The organism is Haloarcula vallismortis ATCC 29715, assembly GCF_000337775.1.
In the GTDB taxonomy this organism is placed as follows: Archaea; Halobacteriota; Halobacteria; order Halobacteriales; family Haloarculaceae; genus Haloarcula; species Haloarcula vallismortis.
Window position 1 is genome coordinate 212473 of the sequence record NZ_AOLQ01000004.1, and the last position, 21079, is coordinate 233551.

The 21079-nt window shown below is 64.7% G+C and carries 18 protein-coding genes; 10 read left to right on the top strand and 8 right to left on the bottom strand.

The window, feature by feature from the left end; translation table 11 throughout:
- Positions 1 to 65 precede the first annotated feature (65 nt).
- Both C437_RS01345 and C437_RS01350 read left to right on the top strand, forming a co-directional pair.
- Positions 66 to 1064, top strand: coding sequence for a glycerophosphodiester phosphodiesterase (locus C437_RS01345; RefSeq protein ID WP_004515088.1), 999 nt, complete (start codon positions 66 to 68; stop codon positions 1062 to 1064).
- A gap of 16 nt (positions 1065 to 1080) precedes the next feature.
- Positions 1081 to 1584 carry an MGMT family protein gene (locus C437_RS01350; protein ID WP_004515089.1) on the top strand — a complete coding sequence of 168 codons (504 nt, stop codon included), beginning with the start codon at positions 1081 to 1083 and terminating at the stop codon, positions 1582 to 1584.
- On the opposite strand, the gene C437_RS01355 is transcribed toward C437_RS01350, so the two are convergent.
- The gene (locus C437_RS01355) at positions 1581 to 2402 is read right to left on the bottom strand and encodes a CPBP family intramembrane glutamic endopeptidase (RefSeq protein WP_004515090.1); all 822 of its coding nucleotides are present in this window, start codon (positions 2400 to 2402) and stop codon (positions 1581 to 1583) included. The genes C437_RS01350 and C437_RS01355 overlap by 4 nt on opposite strands.
- A complete protein-coding gene (gene lonB, locus C437_RS01360) occupies positions 2403 to 4532 on the bottom strand; it encodes an ATP-dependent protease LonB (protein WP_004515091.1) in 2130 nt (709 codons plus the stop codon).
- Positions 4533 to 4702: 170 nt separating this feature from the next.
- Between lonB and C437_RS01365 the strand changes: the two genes are divergently transcribed.
- The 5 genes from C437_RS01365 (at position 4703) to C437_RS01385 (ending at position 11296) form a co-directional block, all read left to right on the top strand.
- Complete coding sequence (locus C437_RS01365) at positions 4703 to 5269, top strand: nicotinamide-nucleotide adenylyltransferase (protein WP_004515092.1); 567 nt, start codon at positions 4703 to 4705, stop codon at positions 5267 to 5269.
- Complete coding sequence (locus C437_RS01370) at positions 5269 to 6045, top strand: SAM hydrolase/SAM-dependent halogenase family protein (RefSeq protein ID WP_004515093.1); 777 nt, start codon at positions 5269 to 5271, stop codon at positions 6043 to 6045. Before C437_RS01365 ends, C437_RS01370 begins: the two co-directional genes overlap by 1 nt.
- Positions 6046 to 6124: 79 nt before the next feature.
- On the top strand, positions 6125 to 8590 hold the full coding sequence (locus C437_RS01375; protein ID WP_049919550.1) for a DUF5059 domain-containing protein: 2466 nt from the start codon (positions 6125 to 6127) through the stop codon (positions 8588 to 8590).
- Between the two features lie 441 nt (positions 8591 to 9031).
- A complete protein-coding gene (locus C437_RS01380; RefSeq protein ID WP_004515095.1) occupies positions 9032 to 9865 on the top strand; it encodes an endonuclease III domain-containing protein in 834 nt (277 codons plus the stop codon).
- A 120-nt stretch (positions 9866 to 9985) separates the two neighbouring features.
- A complete protein-coding gene (locus C437_RS01385; protein ID WP_049919551.1) occupies positions 9986 to 11296 on the top strand; it encodes an MFS transporter in 1311 nt (436 codons plus the stop codon).
- Positions 11297 to 11407: 111 nt separating this feature from the next.
- Here the strand turns inward: C437_RS01385 and C437_RS01390 are convergent, their stop codons facing one another.
- Together C437_RS01390 and C437_RS01395 are read right to left on the bottom strand one after the other, a co-directional pair.
- Complete coding sequence (locus C437_RS01390; protein ID WP_004515097.1) at positions 11408 to 12439, bottom strand: aldo/keto reductase; 1032 nt, start codon at positions 12437 to 12439, stop codon at positions 11408 to 11410.
- A gap of 62 nt (positions 12440 to 12501) precedes the next feature.
- Entirely contained in the window at positions 12502 to 12921 is a 420-nt protein-coding gene (locus C437_RS01395) for a disulfide bond formation protein B (RefSeq protein WP_004515098.1), read from the bottom strand.
- Between the two features lie 99 nt (positions 12922 to 13020).
- Here C437_RS01395 and C437_RS01400 point away from each other — a divergent pair, with 99 nt between their 5' ends.
- Complete coding sequence (locus C437_RS01400; protein WP_004515099.1) at positions 13021 to 13323, top strand: hypothetical protein; 303 nt, start codon at positions 13021 to 13023, stop codon at positions 13321 to 13323.
- Positions 13324 to 13342: 19 nt separating this feature from the next.
- On the opposite strand, the gene hpt is transcribed toward C437_RS01400, so the two are convergent.
- Together hpt and C437_RS01410 are read right to left on the bottom strand one after the other, a co-directional pair.
- Positions 13343 to 13891 carry a hypoxanthine/guanine phosphoribosyltransferase gene (gene hpt / locus C437_RS01405; RefSeq protein WP_004515100.1) on the bottom strand — a complete coding sequence of 183 codons (549 nt, stop codon included), beginning with the start codon at positions 13889 to 13891 and terminating at the stop codon, positions 13343 to 13345.
- A 97-nt stretch (positions 13892 to 13988) separates the two neighbouring features.
- Positions 13989 to 15512 carry a phytoene desaturase family protein gene (locus tag C437_RS01410; protein WP_004515101.1) on the bottom strand — a complete coding sequence of 508 codons (1524 nt, stop codon included), beginning with the start codon at positions 15510 to 15512 and terminating at the stop codon, positions 13989 to 13991.
- 149 nt (positions 15513 to 15661) lie between these two features.
- Here C437_RS01410 and C437_RS01415 point away from each other — a divergent pair, with 149 nt between their 5' ends.
- Both C437_RS01415 and C437_RS01420 read left to right on the top strand, forming a co-directional pair.
- Complete coding sequence (locus tag C437_RS01415) at positions 15662 to 16726, top strand: Brp/Blh family beta-carotene 15,15'-dioxygenase (RefSeq protein WP_004515102.1); 1065 nt, start codon at positions 15662 to 15664, stop codon at positions 16724 to 16726.
- Positions 16727 to 16804: 78 nt separating this feature from the next.
- The gene (locus C437_RS01420; RefSeq protein ID WP_004515103.1) at positions 16805 to 17983 is read left to right on the top strand and encodes a GNAT family N-acetyltransferase; all 1179 of its coding nucleotides are present in this window, start codon (positions 16805 to 16807) and stop codon (positions 17981 to 17983) included.
- 8 nt (positions 17984 to 17991) lie between these two features.
- On the opposite strand, the gene C437_RS01425 is transcribed toward C437_RS01420, so the two are convergent.
- Positions 17992 to 19371: a hemolysin family protein gene (locus C437_RS01425; protein WP_004515104.1), complete on the bottom strand. Its 1380-nt coding sequence runs from the start codon at positions 19369 to 19371 to the stop codon at positions 17992 to 17994.
- A 56-nt stretch (positions 19372 to 19427) separates the two neighbouring features.
- The gene (locus C437_RS01430; protein WP_004515105.1) at positions 19428 to 21017 is read right to left on the bottom strand and encodes an oleate hydratase; all 1590 of its coding nucleotides are present in this window, start codon (positions 21015 to 21017) and stop codon (positions 19428 to 19430) included.
- Positions 21018 to 21079 lie beyond the last annotated feature (62 nt).

A 21079-nucleotide genomic window follows, 5' to 3' on the forward strand; every position in this document is an offset into this window, starting at 1 on the left:
CTACTGAGAGACATATATCCCTCATATAAACGGTCTTTCACGACCGGTTGCCAGCCGTATCTATCATGTCACAGTATCTCGGCCGGCGGACATTTGTTGCAGGCTCAGCGGCGGCACTGGCAGGTGCGGGGCTCGTGGGGAGTACACTGCAGGAATCGGACGGCAGCGAAACGACCAACAATGACACAGACGACAGCGAGCACGAAACGATGACCGACGACACAACTCTCATCGCCCATCGCGGGTTCGCTGGCGCGTACCCGGAGAACACGGAACTGGCCGTCGAGGCGGCCTCGTTCGGCGGCCCGGGGTCACAGACAATCCACCGGCGCGCCGACATGATTGAGGTCGATATCGTGCCAACGGCCGACGGCACGCTGGTCACCTTTCACGACAACGGGCTAGCCGAACGCGACGGCGGCGAACGCGGCCTGACTGACACTGAGGGACTGATCTTCGAGACCGACACCGAAACCGTGACGAGCGCGACCGTCCTCGGGACCGAGGAGACGGTTCCGACGCTCGAAACGGTCATGGACTCGATTCCGCCGAGCGTCACCGTCAATCTGGAGTTCAAAAACCCCGGCAGTCAGGACCTCCGATTCGCCGAGTCGGTGCCGGATAAGACGCTGTCAACGCAACGAGAGCTGTGGCGACCATACACCGAGCGCGCGCTCGACCTCGTCAGCGAGTACGACAACGACATTCTCGTCTCGTCGTTCTACGAGGCCGCGCTCGCGACTGCCCGGGACCACGACGACTCGATTCCCATTGCCTGTCTCTTCTGGGACGACATCGAGGCGGGACTGGAGATCACCCGCCGCTACGACTGCGAGGCGATGAACGTCCCACGGAACATGGTTCAGGGAACGCCCTTCTTCAACGACAGCGGCTACATCGACTCCGACCTGAGCGACGTCAACCTCGCCGAAATCGCCGCTGACGAAGGCCGGGAACTGAACGTCTGGACGGTCAGTACGTGGTATCAGGCCCGCGAACTTGTCCGGGCCGGCGTCGACGGAGTCATCTCCGACTACCCGACCGTGCTCTCGTTCCAGGACTGACGCATATCGAGGCCGAATGTTGAAGGGGCGACCGGCCGACAACGACAGTATGGACGCACCGACCGGGGATGCAGGAATCTACGCGCGTGAGTCGTCGTATCTCGACCGATACGTCCAGCTCGGTGAGGCCGGCGACCGGATCATCTCGCTGTCGTTCCCGTCACAGCCAGCGGCCGACGCCGGCGATGACCACGCCCTGCTCGACCGTATCGACGACTATCTTCAGGGAGTCGAGGACGATTTCACGGACATCACTGTCGGTCTCACGGTCCCGACGGACCAGCGCACAGTGCTAGAAGCCGTCCGAGAGATTCCCTACGGCGAGGACGCGTCCGTTACACAGGTCGCGCGGATGACGCCCGACCTAGACGATGACGACGAGGACGACATAGCGCAGGTCCGGGAGGCGCTGGCCGCGAACCCTGTGCCGCTGCTGATTCCGGACCACCGGGTTCGCGACGGACCGAGTGCCGCGCCCCCGCCCGTCGAGCAGAAACTCCGCGCTATCGAGGGCCTCTAGGCCCAGAGCCGGTCGACACCCAGCCCCTCGTGGACAATCAGTTCGAGGGCGTTGACGAGGTAGTGGGCGACGACGACGGCCAGCAGGCTGTTTGTCGCAATGAACAGGCCCGCGAGCGCAAGTCCCAGCGTGCCGGTGACGATAATTCCCACTCGGCCCTGTGCGCCGTGGCCCAGCGCAAAGGCAACAGAGGCGATGATGGCCATCGCCCACGCCGGCGCGTTGAGCCCGGCTACGGGGACACCGATAGCCCCCGCCCGGAACAGGAGTTCCTCTACGATTGCAATAACCGGCAGAACACCGCCAAGCAGGACGACCCAACCGCCGGCCGAGTCCGGGGCGAGCAGTTCCCGCAACGACTCGTCGAAGGTGACGCCGAAGCCGTCGGCCACAGCGGCGGCGAGTTCGTTGCCCAGCCAGAACCCGACCCCCGCGCCGATACCGACAGCTAGCGCTGGAAGTCCCGTTGAGAGTGCATCATTCGCAATGCCGAACGCACCAGCCGGGATTTCGAAGTAGAACGCGCCGGCGACGAGCAGGACACCGAACAGCCCCTGCGTGAACGCGACGTTGGCAAGCAACGCTCCGGTCGAGAGGTCACTCGGCGCGAGCGTGTCGCGCATCTGCCGCCGCTGGGCCGCTGCCCGCTGGGTCTCGAAACGCGGGATGGTCGGGTCTCCCTCGGGTATCGAGACGCCGTCGACTGTGGACGACACACCGCCGTCGGGCCGTACAGCTCCCTGTGAGAGTCGTGCGAGACCGAGAAGCGCGGTTAAAAGAAACCCCGTTAGGCCGACGAACGCGGCCCACTCGGGCATTTATTGGGGACTTGGACTGCCACCCTGCCGGCCGACCTCGTGGTCGAGTGCCTTGCCCGTGATGGACTTGAGGCGGTCGACCAGCGAGTCTTTTTCCGCTTCGCCGGCGAGGGCGACTTCGAGGACCTCGGAGATGTGCGAGACGGGGATGATCTCGATCATGTCCTCGTACTCGTCTTCGATCATCACGTCCTGCGTGTTCGCTTCGGGGATGATGACCGTATCGAGGCCGGACTTTGCGGCCGCCTCGATCTTGTGCGTGACGCCGCCGACCGGGAGCACGTCACCTCGGACCGACAGCGAACCGGTCATGGCGAGGTTCTGCTTGATCGGCACGTCCTCTATCGCGGAGATAACCGCGGTGGCGACGGTGATGGAGGCGGAGTCGCCGTCGACGCCGCCTTCACCGGCCTGGACGAACTGGATGTGGACGTCCTTCTCGGAGATGTCCTCGTCGGAGAACTTCTTGATGATCGCCGAGACGTTCTGGACGGCCTCTTCGGCCATTTCCTTGAGCTGTCCGGTGGCGATGACCTGGCCAGGACCCTGTGACGGGCTGACCTCGGCCATGACGGGGAGAACGATACCGCTGTCCTCACCCATGACGGCGAGCCCGTTGACGCGCCCGACAACGTCGCCCTGGTTGACGGTGAGCTCGTAGTCTTTGCGGCGCTCGATGTAGTTGTCCGCAAGCTGTTGCTCGATGGACCGGGAGCGGCGTTTGGCCTGCAGCACGTCCGCTCGCTCAGTGCGCTCGCGGTCCTCGGCGCGGGCGATGTCGCCGGCGACGCGGACCAGCCCACCGAGGTCACGGAACTTCAGGCTGAGGTGGCCTTTGCGGCCGGCGCGACGCCGGGCCTCAAGGATGACCTCCTGAACAGCCTCCTCAGTGAAGTGCGGGAGTCGACCGTCGTTTTCGACCTCCTGCGCGACGAAGCGTGCGTACTTGCGTCGCATCTCGGGGTCGTCCTCGATGGTGTCGTCCATGTACACCTCGTACCCGTACCCCTTGATACGGGAGCGCAGCGCAGGGTGCATGTTCTCCATCGCGTCGAGGTTCCCCGCCGCGATCATGATGAAGTCACAGGGGACGGGCTCGGTCTGGACCATCGCGCCCGAGGAGCGCTCGGACTGGCCCGTAATGGAGAACTCGCCCTCCTGGATGGCCGTCATCAGCTTCTGCTGGCTGCGGATGTCGAGCGTGTTGATCTCGTCGACGAACAGCACGCCCTTGTTGGCCTGATGGATGGCGCCGGGCTCGACGCGGTCGTGGCTCGGCGTCTCCATCCCACCGGACTGGAACGGGTCGTGGCGAACGTCGCCCAGCAGCGCACCGGCGTGGGCGCCCGTGGCGTCCTCGAACGGCGCGGTCTTCTGGTTGGCGTTGTTGACCAGCAGGTTCGGAATCATCGCGTCGCTGCCACGCGAGCCGTAGCGGAAGGCGAGATAGATGACACCGGCCGCGAGAATCCCCAGCAGGACTTGCTGGACGAGGATCAGGGCGTAGCCGATGACGATGGCGATGATGATCCACATGAGGAAGGTCCGCATCTGGTTGCGCTTGCGGGCCTCCTCCTTGTGGGCCTCGACAATCTGTTCCCCTTTGCCGCCGGGGACAGTGCGTACTTTCGGTTCATTGCCGTCGTCGGGATTGTGGTAGACGAGAACGTCTTGCAGTTCCTCTCGTGGGAGCAACTGGGACATCGCCTTCGCCAGCATCGACTTCCCCGTTCCGGGGGAGCCGATCATCATCACGTGGCGGCGCTGTTTGGCCGCCTTCTTGATCACGTCACGGGCGTGGTCCTGCCCGATGACTTGGTCGACGAGTCGGTCCGGGACCTCGATGTCGGCGGTCGATTCGATTTCGAGGCCGCCGAGGAGGTTCTCCTCGTCTCCCTCCAGTTCGGACTCGCCGTCAACTTGGACATCGCTTCCGAGTGTCGTTTCGGACGTTTCTCCCTCGCCGCCCCATCGGTCCTCAGGCGGGTCGGATGGCTCGTCGGCCGAGGGCTCAGAGGCAGGTTCGTCGGGGTCCTGTTTGGCCCCGTTGGTCGACGCCTCTTCCTCCCCAGCGTCGGATGCCTCCCGGTCGGGGTCGGGAGTCGCGTCGGTGTCGGTGTTGTCGCTCATACAAACGTTGCTAACATACTCATGGAAGGCCTGTCGACTGATATACTTTCTCCCCGTGTCGGTTGTTGCAACATCCCGAAAACCGCAGTACAGCGGCCGAATTAGGCGGGGATATATACCGGCAGTACCGCGTCGTCGGGTTTATCAAACCACCACACCCACTGGGGAATATGCGTGGGTTCTACATCGGCCGCTTCCAGCCCTACCACAACGGCCATCACTCGATGGTCGAGCGCATCGCCGAGGAAGTCGATGAGCTCGTGCTGGGCATCGGAAGCGCCGACGATTCACACACCACACATGACCCCTTTACCGCCGGTGAGCGGATCATGATGATCACGAAAGCCGTCGCGGAGTACGACCTGACGACCTACGTCGTACCCCTTGAGGACATCAACCGCAACGCCGTCTGGGTGAGTCACGTCGAGAGTATGTGTCCGGATTTCGACGTGGCCTACTCGAACAACCCGCTCGTCGTCCGCCTGTTCGAGGAGGCCGGCATCGAAGTCCGCCAGTCGCCGATGTTCGACCGCGACCGACTAGAAGGCAGCGAGATCCGCCAGCGGATGATCGACGACGAGTCTTGGCGCGACCGCGTCCCGTCGTCTGTCGTGGAGGTCATCGAAGAGATCCACGGTATCAAGCGGCTCCAGCATGTCTCCGACAGCGACTCGCTCGAACGGTACACAGCCGCCGACGAGTCGGTCGAGAAGTCCATCGAAGACCTTGACGACTGATGATTACGCTGAGTTCCGACTTCGGCTCACCGTATCCCGCAGCAATGAAAGGGGTCATCTGCCGGGCGACAGACGCCCGCATCGAGGACATCGCCCACGACTTCCCGCGCCAGGACGTGCGAGCGGCGGCCTTCTGGCTCACGCAAACGCTCCCGTACTTCCCGCCGGCAGTCCACTGCGTCGTTGTCGACCCGGGCGTCGGGACCGACCGGGACGCGCTTGTGGTCCGGGCGGGCGAACACGCGCTCGTGGGTCCGGACAACGGCGTCCTGCTGCCGGTCGCCCGGGAACTGGCCGAAACCGAGAGCGACGGGGCGGACGCCTTCGAGGTGTTCACCTGGGCGTACGACGACCCCGCAAGTACGACCTTCCACGGGCGGGACGTGTTCGCGCCCGCCGCCGCAGCGGTCCACGACACCGGCGTCGCGGACATCGAAACGCGGCCCGAAATCGATCCGACCGACGACTATGCCGACCTCCGGTTCCCGGCGGCCACAGTCGAGGGCGACAGAGCGTCCGGCGAGGTGCTCGTCGTTGATGACTTCGGGAACGCCGTGACGAACATTCCCGGCGACGTGCTTGCCGACCGGTTCGGCGAGGCGGTCAGCGTTGGCGGTGTCGAGGCTTCGGTCGGCCGAGCCTACGCTGCCGTCGACCGGGGACAACGACTCGTCACTGTCGGGAGCCACGGGAACGTCGAACTCGCCGTCAACCGCGGCCGTGGGGACGAAGCGTTCGGTGTCAGTACCGGGGACATCGTGGACCTATCGCTGTGATACCGCGTTACCGTCCAGTGGTTTAGGGGCACCAAAACATCGGTGGGCTTAAGTCTTTTAGGTCGCCCTAATCAGTTGTATGCCACAGAGACGTGACTTGCTGAAGACAGTGGGGATCGCTGCGACGGGACTGCTTGCCGGGTGTCCCAGCCAGGGGTCGTCAGAATCGAACACAGCATCAGCAGACACCGAAACGACAGAACAGGACGCAACTGCAGGCACAGACGACAGCGGCGAAAGCGGCGCTTCGGTCGGGCCGATGACCGCTGTCGCGACAGAGTGGAACGCCTACCGAGCACGGCTGTACGATGCCGTCGCGCTGGGCCGGGCCGGTGCACCCGGTGCCGGGGCGACCGTCGCACAGAACATCTTTGCTCGCTTCGAGGGCGCGTCCGGCGAGTACGGTGCGCACGAACAGCTCGAATCGACGTCCGAGTCAGCATACGAGGGGTTCGAGGATGCGCTCGGCACAGTCCAGTCGTCGCTGTCCGAGGGCGACGTGTCCGGAGCCGCTTCGGCCGCAGACGAGGCGTCGGGCCATCTACAGACGGCCCAGCAGGCCGCTGCCGGACAGCAGGCCACCAGAGTGCTGGACCTGCTCGTGCTGGGGAGTCGGGCGAGCAATGCCGCCGTGGCCGGGACGCTGGGCGCTTTCGAGGGGGCCGCCACTATCGCGGAGGAGACGATGACCGCGTTCGAGGACGCGCTGGTGTACAGCCAGATCGAGGATGCGGACGCGGAGTCGTACGAAGCCTTCGAGAACGCACTGGCCGGTATCGGCTCCGCCGCGGGCAACGAGGACGCGAGCGGCGTCACCGAACAGGCCCGTGCCGCGCTCGATGCGACCGTTTCGGGCGCGTATGCGCTGGTCCAGCAGGAGGCAGTCGCCGGCGCGGGCCACCTCGCAACGATGCAGGCCCGCGGCTGGGACGCAGACGCGCTCGCCTCCGCCGGCGGTCCCGGACACGCATACGCCCACACGGTCACGCTGAACAGCTATCGCGCCCGTGTCGCCGACGCTGATTGGCTTGCGGCAAACGACGCGGCGGATGCGGCGTCGACGGCCGTCGAGAACGTCTTCGCCCACTTCGAAGGGGCGGACGCACACGACGCGCTGGAGGAGGCCGACGACGAGGCATACGAGACCTTCGAGGGCGGGCTGGAGGACCTCTCCAGTGCCATCGAGAACGGCAATGCTGACGGTATCGACAGCGCCACCGAAACGGTCGATACGAACCTCGTGACCGGTATCGAAGCGCTGGTCGGCGGCGAGGACACGCGGGCGGCACTCGAATCCGGATTCTTCCGCGCCCGCATCGCGGACGCCCGCGAACTGTATCGCCTCGGCGACGCTGACAGCGCGGCGACTATCGTCTCGGACGTGTTCGCCCGCTTCGAGAGGGATGAACTCGGCTTCCACGAGACGATGGAACACGAGAGCGAAGACCTCTACCATCGCTTCGAGGAGGAGCACCTCACGTCGCTGCAGTCGGCCTACGAGGACGACGACAGTGAGGCCGTGGCGACCCACCACGACGGGGTCCAGCAGGCCTTGATCGACTTCGAAGCGGCCCTGTCGACACCTGTCGCCAGCGGGGCGGAGACGGACTACATGATCGGTCGGGCCTTCGACGCGGCGGGACTCGCGGCGCTGTCAGAGACTGACCGCGCGGCGACTGTCATTCAGGACACCTTCGCCCACTTCGAGCGCGGTGCGGCGGGCTTCCACGAGGCGCTGGAGGAAGCCGACGAGGAAATCTACGAAAGCTTCGAAGCGACGCTCACGGACGTTCGCACTGCGGCCGAGGACGGTGGGGATGTCACCGCCGCGGCGACGGCGTTCAACGACGAGGCCGTCGCGGCGGCGTACGCCATCGCCGGAAGCGCCGGCGGCAACGGGGAGGCCGCAGCGGCCATCATCCAGGATGTCTTCGCGACGTTCGAGGAGGCGCGGGTCCACGAGATGCTGGAGGACGCGGACCACGACGCCTACGAGAACTTCGAGGCCGCGCTGACCGACTACTCGCAGGGACTCACGGGCGGAGACGCAGATCCGGCGGTGCTCGCGGACGCGACGCGAACCGCGCAGTTCGCCGTCGTCGGGGCTGTCGACAGCGCCCCGAGCGGCTCCGGCGGCCACGGCGGCGAGGAGTCCGAGGAAACCGAGTCATCACTGTCCGGCGGCCCGAACGTTGTTGAGGGCGTCCCCGACGACGCCGACCACGTCGTCGATATGGAGACAGTGGCGTTCAACCCGGAGGAACTCACCGTTAGCGTCGGCGACACGGTCGCCTGGAAACACGTCGGCGGCGAGGCACACAACGTCGTCGCATACGAAGAGGAACTCCCGGAAGACGCGACCTACTGGGCCTCCGGCGGGTTCGAAAGCGAGTCGGCCGCACGCGAGGGCTGGGAGAACGGGGAGGGGGCTGTTCAGTCCGGCCAGAGCTACGTTCACACGTTCGAAACGGCCGGCGAGCACGGATACTTCTGTGTGCCACACGAGGCCGCGGGGATGGCTGGCACCGTCATCGTCGAGGAATAACTGGCAATCTATTTTTTTGGCCTGCCTAGAAACCGATGCCTTTTTGTGTTTTAGGGTAGCCTAAACAATTGTATGCCGGACGAACAGGCCACATCGAGGCGGGATATCTGTCGCCGTAGCGAGTCGGGTACTGCCGTCCCTGTCGTCCGCGCAAACGCCGCCCGACAGGAGGTGAGAGCCAGGACGTGACCGGGCACTGACCTGTCAGTCTCGACCATCTTTCGCGGCGACGACCACCGTGGGCATAGCCCGTCGCCGCACGCCACGAGCTTTTCGTGTCTGTCCCGTGGGCGTCTCGCCCCAAGGACGCCCCATTTCAGGTCCTTCGCCGTGGACCACGCTGGAACCACTGATTCTCGGTAGCCGCCGGTAGGCGCTGCGTCCGCACTGGTGTCATCTTCTCGGACAGACATTTTGGTTCCACCAGCCCTAGCACCGGGTATGCGCGACGAGGAACCAGCGGAGAACATCAGCGGCGGGACCGCTGGCGGTGGTCAGTCGGCACCGTTCGACCCGGAAACGGCAGGAACGCGAGCTGAAACTATCGTCGACCGTCTCGGTGAACTGTACTGGACGAAGACCTACGGCGGCCGGGACGCCTTCGAGTGTCTCGTCCGGACGGTTCTCAGTCAGAACACCACTGACAAGGTGAGCCAGCCGGCCCACGACGAACTGATGGCGCGGTACGGGAGCGACGGCGGGCCTGCGAGCGGTGGCGACACCGATGCAGATCTCGCCCGCGCGCTGGCCGACGCCGACCAGCCTGAACTCGCCGAGACCATCTCCTCGGCCGGGCTGTACAACCAGAAATCCAAGCGCATTATCACACTGGCACAGCGTATCTGCGAGGAGTACGGCGGCGAGGATGGCTTCGACGAGTTCGTCAGGGAGGGCGACCCCGATGAGGTTCGGTCGACGCTACTCGACATGAACGGCGTCGGCCCGAAGACCGCCGACTGCGTCCTGCTGTTCGCAGGCGGCCGTGGCGGCGTGTTTCCCGTGGACACGCACGTCCATCGCATCACCCGCCGGATGGGGCTGGCCCCGGCAGAGGCCGACCACGAGACCGTCCGTGAGTATCTGGAACGCGACGTGCCCGCAGCGAAGTGCGGCTTCGGCCACACCGCGATGATTCAGTTCGGCCGCGAGTACTGCTCGGCCAGAAAGCCGGCCTGTCTGGACGACCCCGACGCCTGTCCGCTCGCGGGCCACTGCGACCAGGTCGGCGTGTATCCGGCCTCCGGTGACGTTGTCGACCCATCGGAAACGGTCTGATACCATATTGTACGCTGTCAGTACTACTGCTGTGTGCTGGCGTAGACTCTCTCGTATCAGAGACCGAACTGAAGTACGTTTCAGGAAGACGTTTAGTTACCTGATAGTGACACGTTCCGTATGCTCGGACCGGTATCCGACAGTGGATTAGTGCGCCGGTACTACCTGTACCGTGCCACGATTGCTGTCGGATTCATAACACCTGTTTTCACCCTGTTTCTCCTGCGAACGCTGACCTTCACACAGGTCGGTGCCCTCTCAGCGACCTACTCAGCGTTCTCAGCCGTTGGCGAGATACCAACAGGCTACGTCGGTGACAGGCTGGGGCGGCGAGCAAGTCTCCTCCTCAGCGTGTTTTTCACCGTTCTTTCTCTGACAGGCTTCATTTTCGCTTCGGGGTTCTTCTGGTATTGTCTGCTCTATCTCTTATGGGCGCTGGCACTGACATTTCGCTCAGGCAGTATGGATGCGTGGCTGTACGACATCCTCTCTGAACGACTCGATAGCGGGCAGTTCAGCCACGTTCGTGGCCGGGGTGACGCAGTACAGAACTGGACCGCGGCAGTATCGATGGTTATCGGTGGCCTGCTGTACGGGCTGCACCCAACTTATCCGTTTATCGCTACGGTCGTTTTCAACAGCCTCGGCTCCCTTGCGCTGCTCTCACTGCCGAAGAATCGCCAGTACACTGACCGGGGTGGCGACAGCTGCTCCGGCGACCGTCTCGAGCCACTGGAAACGATCTCTGTCATCCGTACAGCTCTGGCTCGCCCGCCGCTCCGAGCGCTGGTCCTGTACATCGGACTGTTCTATTCTGTCTTGGGCGTTGCTCACTCCTACGTCCAGCCCATGGTCGTCGAGACGTTGGGTCCGTACGCTGCCGGTATCGGCGTTCAGGTTCCTGCTGGAGGAGCGATTACGGCGGCACGAGCAGGTGAGGCCGGCGCGGCGCTTGCGCTTGGCCTGGGCGTGCTGTACGCCGCCATGACAGCCGTCTCATCGGCTGGCGGCTACTACGCCGGCGCAATTGAGGAACGGCTCGGCGTCCGCAAAGCCGTAATCGTCGTGCCAGCCCTGACGGCTGTCGTGCTCGTGGTCCCGCTGTGGATTGCGCTCGTGGCTCTCCCGGCCTTCGCGACGATGCGAACCGCAAAGCCGCTGGTCCAGCCGATTGCCAATGGGTATATTAGCGATCATGTCGAGATGGCTGGGCGAGCAACGTTGCTTTCTGCGGTATCGATGTCGTATATGGGTCTCCGAGCACCACTGGCACTTGCTGCCGGAATGGTGGCAGATACAACCACGGCGACCACAGCAGTTGCAGCGCTTGGCGGCCTGTTTCTCGCCGCTGGCGGCGCAGTCTGGCTGCTCGGGGAGATCGCCCCCGAGACAGCCACCGCTTCGGGTGACAGGGCCAGCAAATCAGCGTGAGACATCCAGCAGCAGTCTGTCGGGAGTTTCCACACCGTGGTTAGATAGAACTCTTCTGCGGGCGAGAAGTGAGCCCCTGACTATAACGGGCCCTGTCCGCTCGTGTCTCCGTCACTCCCTGTGACCCCACCGCTCCCCGTCGTCGCCGTACCGCGCACTCACGATGCGGTTGAACTGGTCGTCGGACAGCGAGATGTCGGCCGCCCCGACGTTCTCGTCGAGCTGGTCGACGGTGCGGGCGCCGACGATAGGGACGCAGGTGATGTCGGGCTGTTCGATGAGCCAGCGGAGCGCGACCTGCGCGGGCGTGGCGTCGAGTTCGTCCGCAACAGCACGGAGTTCGTCGAGCACGTGCCAGCCACGCTCGGAGAGGTAGAAGTCCTCGAAGCGGTCGGACAGCGAGCCGCGAGCGCCTTCCGGCCCCTCGAAGGCCGTCGGGTCGTCGTCGTCCGTGCGCTCGTACTTGCCCGTGAGGAAGCCGCCGGCCAGCGGCGAGTACGGACAGACAGCGATGTCTTGGTCGGCACAGACGTCGAGGTAGTCTTTCACGTCGTCGCGGTAGCCGGCGTGGAACAACGGTTGTGTCACCTCGAAGCGCTCGTAATCCTCGACGTCGCTTTTCCAGAGGGCCTTCGTTAGCTGCCAGGCGGCCATCGTCGACGCGCCGAGGTGATGGACCTTGCCCGCACGGACGAGGTCGTCGAGCGTCGACAGCGTCTCCTCGATGTCGCTGTGCTCGTCCCAGCGGTGGATGTAGTAGAGGTCAAGATAGTCCGTGTCGAGGCGGTCCAGCGTCCCCTCGATCTGTGCGCGGATGTGTTTGCGGCCCAGGCCCGAATCGTTGGGGCCGGGTTCGCCGCGGCCGTCGAAGGGGAAGTACACCTTCGAGGCGATGACGAAGTCCTCGCGGTCGTAGTCCTCCAGCCACTCGCCGATGTACTCTTCGCTAGTGCCGTTTGGGTTGCCGTAGACGTTGGCGGTGTCGATGAAGTTGATGCCCCGTTCCCACGCCGCGTCGAGCAGGTCGTGGGCTTCCTCGCGGTCGGTTTCGACGACGCCGCCGGTCTCCCGGCCGAAGCGCCACGTGCCGAAACACAGCTGTGACACTGTCGTCCCGGTCGAACCGAGTCTGGTGTATTCCATATCGGGGCCACGACGGGCTAGCGGAAAAAGCGACGCGGTCCCGGCGAAGACTGTCCGGTACTCTACGGCCGCTTCACGGACGCCGTGACAATCAGCCCGGTCACCAGGAGAAACGCCGTCAGTGAGAGGTTCGGCACAGTCAGTCCAAGCACCCGATACTGTATCTGTGCACAACTGACCGCTCCGAGGCCGCAGGTCGTCTGGCTCACCTGCAGCCAGGAGTGATACGCGGCGATAGCGGCTCCCGGCACCGAAAGTGGGAGCGCCGTCCGGACGACGCCGGGGCGGCCTTCAACGGCGGCAACGCCGAGAACGACCACCAGCGGATACATGAGGATGCGCTGATACCAGCAGAGCCGGCAGGGCGTGAGTCCGAGACCCAGCGAGAGATAGAGGCTGCCGGCCGTCGCAACGGTCGCGACGACAGTCGCGGCGGCCAGCAGGAATCGAGATCGGCCGGAGACGAATCGGAAGTCGACCACAGCGAAACTGACGACGGCCGGCAAAAAAGCGTTCCGAGACCCGCGTTGGGGTGGCTTGGCAACACTCGCTTTTTCAGTCCCGCCGCCGACAGCCAGCGTATGCCCGACGATTCTGATCCCGAGGCGAACCTCGAACAGTGGAAGTCCGCGATGCAAGAAGAACACGCCGAGGCCATCTCGAACCCGGACCCCGACGAGTCCCATCAGATAGAGGGTGTGGCACAGGTCACGTATCGAGTGACCTTCGACTACGACGCCGAGGACGACGCGCTCGAACGGGCAAGTGCGGAGGAGGTCGACGACCTGACCGACCCCGAACTGCTCTCCTGTGCGTGTGGCGTCCGCGGGATGACGCCCGCGGAAGCCAGAGAGCACATTGCTGCCGCTGTCGAGCGAGAATAAGCCGGTCCGAACTGCCGACTCAGTCGTGGATGGTCACGCCGTCTTGGTCGACCGAGATATCGAGCAGACTGGTCACCTCGTAGTCGGTGTTGTCAAGGGCCGACTCGCCCTGTTTGCGGAAGACGACGACGATGTCCGAGATGTTCGCCCCGATGTCGTCGAGCGCCTCGCAGATGGAAGCCATCGTCCCGCCGGTCGAGAGCAGGTCGTCGACGATGAGCAGGTCGTCGCCCGCCTCGATGTCGTTGATGAACATCTCCGACTCGGAGTAGCCGGTGGTCTTGTGCAGCGGGACCTCGTCTTCGAGCCCGTAGGAGCGCTTGCGGATGACCACGAGCGGGATATCCGTCTGGAGCGAGAGCGCGGTCGCGATGTGGATACCCATCGCTTCCGGTGCAACGATCTTGTCCACGTCGAGATCGGCCGCCCGTGTCACGCCGACGACGACCTCGCGGAGGAGTTCCGGCTCTAGCATCGGGACGCCGTTGCTGAGCGGGTGGACTAGGTAGGAGTATCCATCCTTGTCGATAATCGGGGCCTCGTGTAGCGACTCGCGGAGCTTCTCCATGCCTCCGTTACCTGAAGGGAGATAATAAACTGTTCGAGGGCGGGCCGTGGTGTGCGCCGATTCACGATGGCGGTGCGTTCGACAAAACTGAGCGGCCTCAGTCCGCCGTCGAGGCCGACCGGTCCCCGTTCGTCTCGAACGGGCTGTCCTCGATGATGTCCCGGGCGGTGTGTTCGCCGCTGATGAGACACATCGGCATCCCGATGCCGGGCGTCGTGTAGGCCCCGGTGTAGTAGAGTCCGTCAAGGCCGGCGCGGTGGCCGGGGCGGAGCGGCCCGGTCTGGAACAACGTGTGTGCCAGCCCGAGCGCCGTTCCCTGCGGGTCGCCGAAGCGGTCGGCGAACTCGCGGACACATGCCGTCTCCTCGACGACGATGCGGTCCCGGAGGTCCACGCCGGTCTGTTCGGCGAGGTCGGAGAGCACGAACTCGCGGTACTCCTCGCGAATCTCGGGGCCGTCGTCCAGCCCCGGCGCGATGGGGACGAGGACGACGACGGCGTGGTGGCCGTCGGGAGCGACCGTCTCGTCGGTCTTGGACGTGACTGAGAGGTAATAGGCGGGGTCGTCGGGCCACGCCGGGCGGTCGAATATCTGCTCGAAGTGGCCGTCCCAGTCCGTCGGCAGGACCAGCGAGTGGTGGGCCAGCGGGTCTACGTCGCCCTCGACGCCGAGATACAGCATGAACGCCGACGGCGCGTACGTCTGGTCGTTCCAGTGATCCGGGTCGTGGTCACGAACGGCGGGATCGAGCAGATTCTGTTCGGTGTAGGCGGGGTTGGCGTTGCTGACCACGAGGTCGGAGGCGACGACGCCGTCCTCGGTGGTCAGTTCGAACTCCCCTGCCTCGCCGGCGATGTGCTGGACCTCGGTCCCTGTCTGAATTTCGACGCCGAGTTCGCGGGCCAGCGACCCGAGGCCGTCGACGACGCCGGCGATACCGCCTTCGGGGTAGAACACGTTCATGTTCAGGTCGACGTGGCTCATGATGCTGTACAGCGCCGGGGTGTTGTGTGGCGCGCCGCCCAGAAACACCAGCGTGTATTCGAGCAACTGGCGGAGCTTGGGGTGGTCGACGTAGCGGCTGACGTAGTCGTCCATCGAGCCAAAGAGCCGCGCCCGCGGCGCGAGCGGGAGCAGGTCGGTGTCGACGTAGTCACGCAGCCGTTCGCGACCCTCGTAGACGACCCGCTCCATCGCCAGGTCGTAGTTCTGTTCGGCCCGTTCGAGATACTCGGCCAGCGCGTCGCCGGCCCCCTCCTCGTAGGACTCGAACACCTCGCGGGCGTTCTCGCGGTTCGGCCGCATCGTTACGCGGTCGCCGTCCTTCCAGAACACCCGGTACTGGGGGTCCAGCCGCTCCAGTTCGTAGTAGTCCGCGGGCTCGCGGTCGAAGTGGCCGAAGAATCGCTCGAACACGTCGGGCATCAGGTACCACGACGGACCGGTGTCGAACCGGAAGCCGTCGCGTTCGAGGACGCCCGCGTGGCCGCCGAGGCGGTCGTGGCGTTCGAGCAGTCGCACGTCGGCCCCGGCGTCGGCGAGATAGCACGCGGCGGAGAGGCCGCCGAAGCCGCCGCCGACGACGGTCACCGTTTGGTCGTGGGTGAGCCCATCACGCATAGCAGACGCTAGCGACTATGCCTGAAAAAGGGTTGTCTGGATTCTCAGGACCTCATAACAGACACCGTCATAATTAATTCACTGGTCCGTTCTCAGTTCGCTGGAATCCCTTGTTTCGTTTATACTGAGCTTTTCCCTAGGGTCGCCGTATGCGAACAATCAGCCTGGGGTCCGTCTGGAACCGGCACCGGGACACCGACCGTCACCCGTCGCTCTGGCTCTCACGGGCGAGCCTGCTGATTCTCGCCGTCGCCTTCGGTCTCCTCGGCGCTGTCGGTGTCAGGGTTCCCCTCCGTGCCCAGATGGTCGTGTACCTCGTCGGGATGGTCGCGCTCAATCTCCCGCATGGCGGCTACGAGCACTTCGAGAACCTCCGTCGCCGTCGCCCCTCCTTTCGCTGGCGATACGTCGCGGTGTATCTGGCGGCCATCGGCGGGTTCGTCGGCCTGTTCCTTGCCGCACCCGTTGCCGGCCTCGCGCTGGCCCTGACCGTCGCCATGGCGAAGGGTGGCCTTGGCGGCCTGCAGGTGCTGGCGGCCACGAGCGGCACCGAGCACCTTCAGACACGGTTCCAGCGGGGGCTGGCGGCGGCCGTCCGGGGCGGCGCGGTGATGCTCGTCCCAATCGTGTTCTGGCCAGAGACGTTCCACGCCTTCAGTTCGCTGATGGTCGGCCTCGTCGAACCCGGGGCACTCTCGGCGTACGCAGGCTCGTTCGACACGACCCGGCTCGTCATCGGGTCTGGCTACGGCCTCGCGCTGACAACGCACATCCTGCTGGGTTACGTGCGCGGCGGCGGCCGCTCCTGGCTCGTTGACGCGGGCGAGTCGCTGCTGCTGACGGCGTACTTCGCGTTCGTTCCGGTCCTCGTCGCCGTCGGCCTGTACTTCCCGTTCTGGTACTCCGCCAGACAGGTGGCGCGGACGGCGACCGTCGAGGACGAGCCGGTCGGCGACGAGCGCTGGGACCTGCTGGGCGGCGCGGACCCCTCGACTGTCGCATTGCGCGCCTGGGTCGTCCTCGTCGTCGGGGCGCTTGCCACCTTCGGCGTCCTCGTCGGCGTCTACTGGGCGTTCCCGAACCCGCTGGGCACGAGCGACCTACTCCCCGGCGCGGTGGCGTTCTGGAGTATGTTCATCAGTATCGTCGCGCTACCCCACATCGTCGTCGGGTCAGTCCTGGACCGGGACCGGGGTATCTGGTACGTGCCGTGAGGGCCCACTCCCGCGAAGGACTGTGACACCGACCCGCAGATGACTAGGTTTCTGTAGCTGGCGGACACCTGGAACGATATGTCCGAGCTGCGCCCTGTCCCGGTGACCGACTGTGAAGCCTGCCAGCGGATACTCCAGTACGCGTTTACGCCCGAAACGGGTCCGGTGACACCGGATTCAGACGGCGACTGGCCGCCGTCACTGTTCGACCAGCGAGGCCTTTACCACGACGATAGCCTCCGTGCGGTCTGCAAGCTCTACTATCTCGACACGACCGTTCGCGGCGCGGCGACGACGGTCGGCGGCCTCGGTGCGGTTGCGACGCCACCCGAACAACGCGGACAGGGATACGCCGCCGACCTCTGTCGGCACGCACTGCGTGAGTATCGCGAGGCCGGCGTCGACTTCGTCACGCTCTGGCCGTTTTCGACCCCGTTCTACCGTCGTCTGGGCTGGGGCACGGCGAACACCTATCGGCGCTTCGACCTGCCGCCGTCGGCGCTTCCGGACTCCGACGTTGCTGGACAAATGGTCCGCCTTGACGCTGACGACTGGGAGCGGCTCCGTCAGGTCGAGACCGCGAGGACGCTCTCGCTCCGCCGCTCGGAAGCGTGGTGGCGCGAGCGGACGCTCGCCGACTGGGACGGCGGCGGCGTCCCGTACTGCTACGGCTACGAACGTGACGGGGACCTCCGTGGATATCTCGTGTACACTGTCGCGGACGATGCCGACCGCACGCTCTCGGTTTCGAACTTCGCGGCCGTCGACGAGGAGGCCCGCCGCGCGCTGTTCGCATTTCTCGAGAATCACGGGGCACAGATCGAGCGCGTCACGCTCCAGCTGCCACCCGACGCCGACCTCCTCCACCGCGTCGACGACCCCGGCGCGGTCGACTGTACAGTCGAGTCCGGACCGATGGTTCGGCTCACCGACGTGGGGCATCTCGAACGTCTCGACTGGCCCGATAGTGACCTCGCCTGTACCCTCGCAATCAGTGATCCGCTGCTCGACCGCAACGACGGCCTGTTCGAACTGTCAGTGAACGGTGGCACCGCGACGGTCGACCCGCTTTCGTCCAGTGACTCGACGGCCGACGTGACCGTCGACATTGCGACCCTTTCCCAGCTGGCCGTCGGCACGCACGGCGTCGACGCCGCTGAACGCCTGTCCGGGCTGGAGATACGCGACGAGTCGGTTCGCGACCCGCTCGAAGACGTTTTCCAGCCCGAATCCGTCTATCTGGGCGAGTTCTTTTGAACGGGCCGTCACTCAGCCGACGGCGAGTCGTCGACATCGCCCTCGCTGACTCGGATCGTCGAGATGCGGGTTCCGTCAACGCCTGTCACCTCGAACACGTGTCCGGCCGCTTCGGCGGTATCGCCGACATCCGGCGCGCGGTCGAGCTGACTCAACACCAGCCCGCCGATGGTTTCGACCGCGTCGCTGTCGAGGTCGACACCGAGCGCTTCACTGACTGTCGACAGCGGAACGCCGCCGTCGGCGTCGTAGCTCCCGTCGCTTTGCTTGCGGATGGCGTGTTCGCGGCCGTCGACGTCGAACTCGTCGCGCAAGTCGCCGACGACGGCCTCGACCACGTCCTCGATGGTCGCGATGCCTTCGAGCGACCCCCATTCGTCGATGACCGCGGCCATCTGCCGGCGGTCTTGCCGGAACTGCAACAGGAGGTCGTTGATAGCGGTCGTCTCCGGGACGACCGGTATCTCGTGAGCGATGTCGCCGGCAGTCGTGTTCTCGTTGCCGTCTTCGCCGGCCCGTAGCACGTCCTTGACGTCGATGAACCCGACGATCTGGTCGCTGTCGTCGGCTTCGACCACCGGATAGCGGGTATGGCCCTCGTCGAAAACGACCGACCGGATATCCGACAGTGTGGCGTCGGCCGGCACGCTCACGACGTCGGGGCGCGGGACCATGACTTCCCGGACGACCGTATCGTCGAGGTCGAACACGCTCTCTATCATGGCGACCTCCGCCGCGTCGATGTTCCCCTCTTCGCCGGACCGGGCCAGCACTCGGCGTATCTCACGCTCGCCGAGCGTCTCGTCCGTTTCCGAGGCCGGTGGGACGCCAAGCAGTTGCGTAAAGGCGTTGGCCGAGCCGTTAAACACGACGATACCGGGATAGAACAGGTAATAAAACAGCTTCATCGGCGGCGCGAGCAATCGCGAGAGTCGCTCGGTCCGGGCAATCGCGAACGTCTTCGGCGCGAGTTCGCCGAAGACGACGTGGAGGAACGTGATGATTGTGAACCCGACCGCGAACGCCACGAGATGGAGGAGGCTCTCCGGGAGGACCGGGGCCAGCACAGGTTCCAGCAGCGCCGCCACGGCGGGCTCACCGACCCACCCCAGTCCCAGCGAGGCGAGCGTAATTCCGAGTTGGGTCACCGCGAGGTAGTTGTCTAAGTCCGCCATCACTGCCTGCAGCGAGCCTGCGCCGGCCTTCCCCTCGTCGGCGAGCTGTTCGACAGACGTGCCGCGAACGCGAACGAAGGCGAACTCAGCGGCGACGAAAAAGCCGTTCAATCCCACGAGCACCAGCGCCAAGACGAGCTGTGCCGCCGAAAGCGCGAGATTTACCATCGCAGCCTCCGGGCCGAAAGCGTCAGCGTGTTCATACACACCCATCTCCGTCACCGTACTAAAGTGCTGGAATGTCCGCGCCAGTCCCGCCGTCGACTGCCTCAGCGGTACGCAGCGCGAACAGTGTCCGCGAGAACACTGGGTTTCCGGTAGTGTTTGGTCACCGGGGGAACCTCGCGGTCGAGGTCGAGCATCTCGTAGACGGCGGTCATCGCCGACCGAACGGAGTACTCGACGGTAAACACCACATCCCGCGGCTGTTCGGCGTACTGCCCGAGGAACGCCAGATTGTTCGAGCCGTCCGGGACGACCTCTGGCCTGTCACCGGGCTCCCGGGGCTGGAAGTGCGCCGTAATGAACGGCATCATCGCCGGGATGCAAGTCACATCGTCGAGTAGCTCCGGGAGCCGGTCCTCGCACTGCAGGTGGTAACACAGTTCCTGCAGGATTTCCCGGCCGGTACACTCGGACATCGGTTTCTCCACGTAGTTCCCCTCGCGGTCCGGGAACAGCGCGTAGCCCCAGAACACCTTCACGTCGTCCGGCTGGTTCGCGAAGTGTGGCTGGGCGGCGACGACCGTCGACAACAGCCAGTTCGACCCGAGGTAGGTGACGAGCCCGTTGCCCGGCTCTTCGTTCGTGAAGTCGACGATATGGTCGAACAGCTCGGTGTTGTGCAGGGTGACAGTGAACGACTCCCATTTCGTCTCCGTGACGTTATCAGCAAACACCGATGGGTTGCCGAACTGTGGGTTGTCCTCGGCGATGGACTTCCACAGTTCCCACGACGCGCCGGTTTTGTTCAGTTCCGGGGCCTCGTCCATCCCGCCGATAGACGAGCCGTCGGTCATCGACCCGTTCGTCACGAACACGAGGTCGGACGGCTCGACGGGGACCGATTCGGTGCCGCTGTCGGTCTCACAGTAGAGCCGCTCGACGGTGCGCCCCGCCCGCGATGGGACGATATCCATATCCGTCACCTCGTGGCCGTACTCGAAGGAGACGCCCCTGTCTTCGAGCCAGCGCCGGAGCGGGAGGATCATCGAATCGTACTGGTTGTACTTCGTCCGGTCGATCCCCTCCATGGTGTGCAGGCGCGGGAACTCGTGGAGGAACCGGTACATGTACCGTCGGACTTCGGCGACGCTGTGCCACGGCTGGAACGCGAAGATGGTCGCCCAGACGTACCAGAAGTTCGTCTCCAGGAACGACTCGTCGAACCACTCCTCGATGCGCGTCTCACCGAGTCGCGGTTCGGGCGTGAGAAGCAACCGAACTATCGACTGTCGGTGCTGGCGCGTCAGTCCGTACTCGCCCGCGTCGATTCGTTCGCCCTCGTGCATCAGCCGCGTTTTCGCGTACGAGGGGTTCGCTTCGTTGAACTCGTCCATCACGGCTTTGACCGACCGCGAATCGTCTTCGAGGGATGGAATCGTCTCGAAGAGGTCCCACGTACATTCGTACGTCGGGTAGTTGAACATCCGGCCACCCCGAATGAGATACGCCTCGTCCGGGTCGCCGGCCCCGTCCATCGCGCCACCGACGACGTCCAGCTTTTCGTAGACGTGGATGTTCTCGCCGGGCATATTGCCGTCCCGGACGAGGAACGCTGCGCCGGCGAGAGAGGCGATACCGCCCCCGATGAAGTGGGCGTCGCGGTCAGTGACGTGTGGGTGCTGGTGAATGGTCATATTGGGTCACCGTCATGTAGTGGTACACAAGTCACAGCCCTAACCGTTGCCAACATATGTAC